This window comes from Marivita sp., assembly GCF_020055675.1.
GTDB lineage: Bacteria > Pseudomonadota > Alphaproteobacteria > Rhodobacterales > Rhodobacteraceae > Marivita.
Genome location: NZ_JAIPUS010000069.1, coordinates 1 through 3,549, shown reverse-complemented (window position 1 = coordinate 3,549; position 3,549 = coordinate 1). Strand labels below are relative to the sequence as shown.

Genomic DNA, 3,549 nt, shown 5'->3' with positions numbered 1-3,549 from the left:
CGCCCATGAAAGCCGTGTTCCGCTCGTCCGGATCGGGGCGAAACACGCGTTCTCCGAGACCGGTATCGCGCCCGTCGCCTCCCGGCCGGCGCAGATCCCCAAATCCCAGACAGCCTCTGTCAATCGCTCCGTTGTCCGCATTGCCGCGCTGTTGCACGATCTCGGAAAAGCCACGGTCCTGTTCCAAAACAAGCTGCAGCGCGCGCTCAAGGGCGGCGCACCGGAAGCCGATCCCGTGCGCCACGAGCTGCACTCCGCTGCTGTCTGGGATCAGCTGTTCGGCAAGACGCTGGATGAGGCGCTGCCAAAAGCCCTGTGCGATTTGCGTGGTCAAGACATCGACACGGCATGTGATGCGGTCCGACGTCCTCTGGGGGTCATCGCGATGCACCCTGAAAGCCCCCTGCCTTTCGATTTTCTGAAACGAGAGGGCAGTCTCGCGCATGCAATCGGCATGCTCATCCAGACGCATCACCGACTGCCCGATGGGGGAAGCAATCTTCTTGAACCCCTCGCTGCGCGTCACGTTAGGCAAACCGATGACTTCGACAGCCTGCGCGACCTGGCGATCGCGCCCGGTACCGCCTTTTGGCACGAAACATGGTGGCTGGACGCGCTTTGCGCCGAGACGCAAGCGTTGCATACCGGTCAGGCGACCATCGGTCTCGACGTGTTCCTCCGCGCCGGCCTGATGATGGCCGATCATTTCGGGTCCGCGAGCAAGCAGCCATCCGAATGTCATCCTGAGCACCTCGCGAACACGCTGCCAGGACCGGACAGGCGAGGCTTTGTGGCCGCAGACAGTCTCGGCCAGCACGTTCGCCGCGTTCACGCCGCGGCGCGACATGGCGTCGATCTGTTCGAGCGTTATGCCGATGGCTTTCCGGCACTCGATGAGGCCGACGTCCCAACGGATATCGCCTTCCCTGCTCTCTCGGAAAATCCACGGTTCAGGTGGCAATCTGACGCCGCGCGCGCGGCAAGGGCGCTCTGCGAGGCTCATGAGGGAGGCTTCTTTGCCTGCCTGATGGCCGGAACCGGAACAGGAAAAACCCGCGCCGCACCGACGATCCTCGCGGGCGCCACCTTTGGTGATGCATGGGCCAAGCGGCGCGCATTCCGCATGAGCCTCGGGCTCGGCCTGCGTGTTCTGGCGACCCAATCGGCGACCGAATATGTCTCGGATCTCGGGTTCAACGACCAGGACGTCTCCGTTCTGGTTGGTCAGGCTCCGCTGTCCTTCGCGCATGGCGTTCAGGCGGACGAGCCTGACGCGACCGGATCGGAAAGCCAGATTGAGATCCCCGACTGGCTGAAAGTGGAAATGGCCACCGGCGCAGTGCCCGATCCGGGCGACGAACGGGAGGCAGACTGGCTGAGGTCCTTGTCTCTCGATACGGGCCGTGGCCTGCCTGCGTTCTTCGAGAAGATCCTGTCGGCCGCCGATCCCGGCAAGGGGAAAGGTCCCAAGGCTGCCGCGGCACGCAGACTCGTATCTCCGCCGATCATGGTGGGCACGATCGACCACCTCATGGGAGTCGCAGCACCCGTGAACTCTCGGTATCTCATGCAGTCCCTGCGGGTGGCGACGTCCGACCTGATCCTCGACGAGATTGACCAGTTCGAGGGCGAGGACATCGCCGCGATCGGCCGCTTGGTCTACCAGGCCGCTTCCGCTGGCCGGCGGGTCATCATCATGTCGGCCACCCTGACGCCGGACATCGCGCAAGCGCTTCACGCGGCTTACCGGGAGGGATGGTCCGTCTTCGCTGCATCGCGCGGCGTCGCCGATCATGTAAATCTCCTGGTGATAGGGGACGCACCCGGGTCCTGCCGGACCAACCAGAACGGCGAGACCCTGGATGAAATCCTTTCGGAAAGCTCAGAGGTCACGCTGGCTGCATTGAAGGCGGCTCCGCCCGCGCGACGTGCGGAGATCCTGCCGGCCTGTGAGGGTTGGGAAGATCTGGTCAGTCAGGTCGATCAATCCTGTCGGTCGCTGCACGTGCGCAATGCCCAAAGCATCGACGGGTTTCGCGTGTCTTTCGGCATGGTTCGGATGACCCGGATTTCACACACCGCGGCGCTGGCCGCGCAGCTTCCTTCCGGAGAACTCGACGATCACCTGCGTGTTGTGCTGTGCCTTCATTCCCAGTTTCCGCGACTGCATCGCGGCTGGATCGAGACACGGCTGAAGCGCGCTCTCACCCGTAAAGGCGATGACCCGAATGAAGGTTTGAAGTCCCTTTGCCATGCCGAAGATGTGTTTGAACGCGCGTCCGACGCGGGCGTGAAAAACATCGAGATCGTTCTCGTCACGTCTCCTGTCATCGAGACCGGGAACGACCTGGACTTCGACTGGGCGATCCTGGATCCGATTTCGACGCGCTCGATCATCCAGGCTGCCGGCCGGGTGTGGCGCCACCGGCCCGCGGCCGGAATCCATACGAACTTGCTCATCCTCGGGCGCAGCCCGATCGCGATGCAGGGCGGCAAGCTGGCCATGCCGGGTGTCGAAACCGAGACACCGCGCATAACGGGTGTTGGGACGCCGGATCTCGATACTTTCGCGGGGAGGCTATTCAAGGATCTTACCGGGAACACCGATCTTTCTGTGATCAACGCCGCACCGATCCTGGAAACGACCGTGCCTTTCCCCTTGCGCGATGCGGAGATCGCCTTGCGCGAAAAGATGGTCGATGCGTCCCGTGACAACGCCGAAGCGCCGCTTGGCCGGTATATCCGTCGCGTGTCAGCGCGTATGACGCAGCGCATGTGCGTCGTGCGCAAGTTCCGGAGATCGGATACGCGATCGGTTCTCTACAAGCTTGTCGGAGATGATCTGCGGGACGCCACCTGGTACCGGGATCTCGCGCCCGGCACGCGGAACAGCGAACTTCAGCCTGCCAGCGAGGCCGCCCTGACTGTCGAAATCATGCCGGGGTGTTTCCTGTTCGATGCGATGACCGAGCGCGCCTGGCAGGAGATGGCGGGCGGCGCCGAGGTCGAGCCTGGCGAGCTTGGCCGTGTTATGCAGGTGGAAATCTCCGATTATGGGGATGATCTTGAACCAGTGATGACATACACTGATTTTACAGGGTTCACGCGAGATCTTTTCGAGGATCTTTTTTTGCCCTTTGGAAAAGCTGCTAAAAAACAATAGCTTATCTTTGCTGTTTGAAAATATGGTTTGCTGCGGGGTCGGCACGTAACCCTCTGAATTCGTTTTTTTTCTTCGAGAAACGGAAGCCCTCCCCGCCGGATAGGCGGCTGAGAGATTCGGAGCGTATCGCCGCGCGCAAAGCGTTGACGGCAGCGCGCAGCTTGGCGATCTTGGTGTGGCCGTAGGTTTCATGGGTCATGTCAGGTGTCCTCCTGCGCGATCAGGGCTTCGAGGATTACAATGAGCCACGCGCGGGCGGGGTTGTTGTGCCTTCCCACTGGGCGAAAAACATGTTCTCGGCGGGTCGCGTCCATTGGGCAAAGTGCGGCCAAAAATTCAGCAGTGGAGCCGATTGTTTCGATGTCTTGCGAAAGGGATATCCGCCA

The 3,549-nt window shown here is 61.8% G+C and carries 3 protein-coding genes and 1 pseudogene; 2 read left to right on the top strand and 2 right to left on the bottom strand.

Going from position 1 to position 3,549, the window contains the following annotated elements; genetic code table 11:
- Positions 1-151: 151 nt before the first annotated feature.
- Positions 152-661 (top strand): annotated as a pseudogene (locus LCF59_RS17820) (hypothetical protein); the annotation flags it as partial.
- A gap of 129 nt (positions 662-790) precedes the next feature.
- Positions 791-3,163 carry a hypothetical protein gene (locus LCF59_RS17545; RefSeq protein ID WP_292288913.1) on the top strand — a complete coding sequence of 791 codons (2,373 nt, stop codon included), beginning with the start codon at positions 791-793 and terminating at the stop codon, positions 3,161-3,163.
- Between the two features lies 1 nt (position 3,164).
- Here the strand turns inward: LCF59_RS17545 and LCF59_RS17540 are convergent, their stop codons facing one another.
- Both LCF59_RS17540 and LCF59_RS17535 read right to left on the bottom strand, forming a co-directional pair.
- Entirely contained in the window at positions 3,165-3,362 is a 198-nt protein-coding gene (locus tag LCF59_RS17540) for a hypothetical protein (protein ID WP_292288912.1), read from the bottom strand.
- Position 3,363: 1 nt separating this feature from the next.
- Positions 3,364-3,549, bottom strand: a 186-nt coding sequence (locus LCF59_RS17535; protein ID WP_292288911.1) for a hypothetical protein, incomplete at its 5' end; no start/stop codon positions are given.

Bases quoted from the DNA above. Each gene is read 5' to 3' on its own strand.
- LCF59_RS17540 (WP_292288912.1), bottom strand. From the start codon at position 3,362: ATGACCCATGAAACCTACGGCCACACCAAGATCGCCAAGCTGCGCGCT.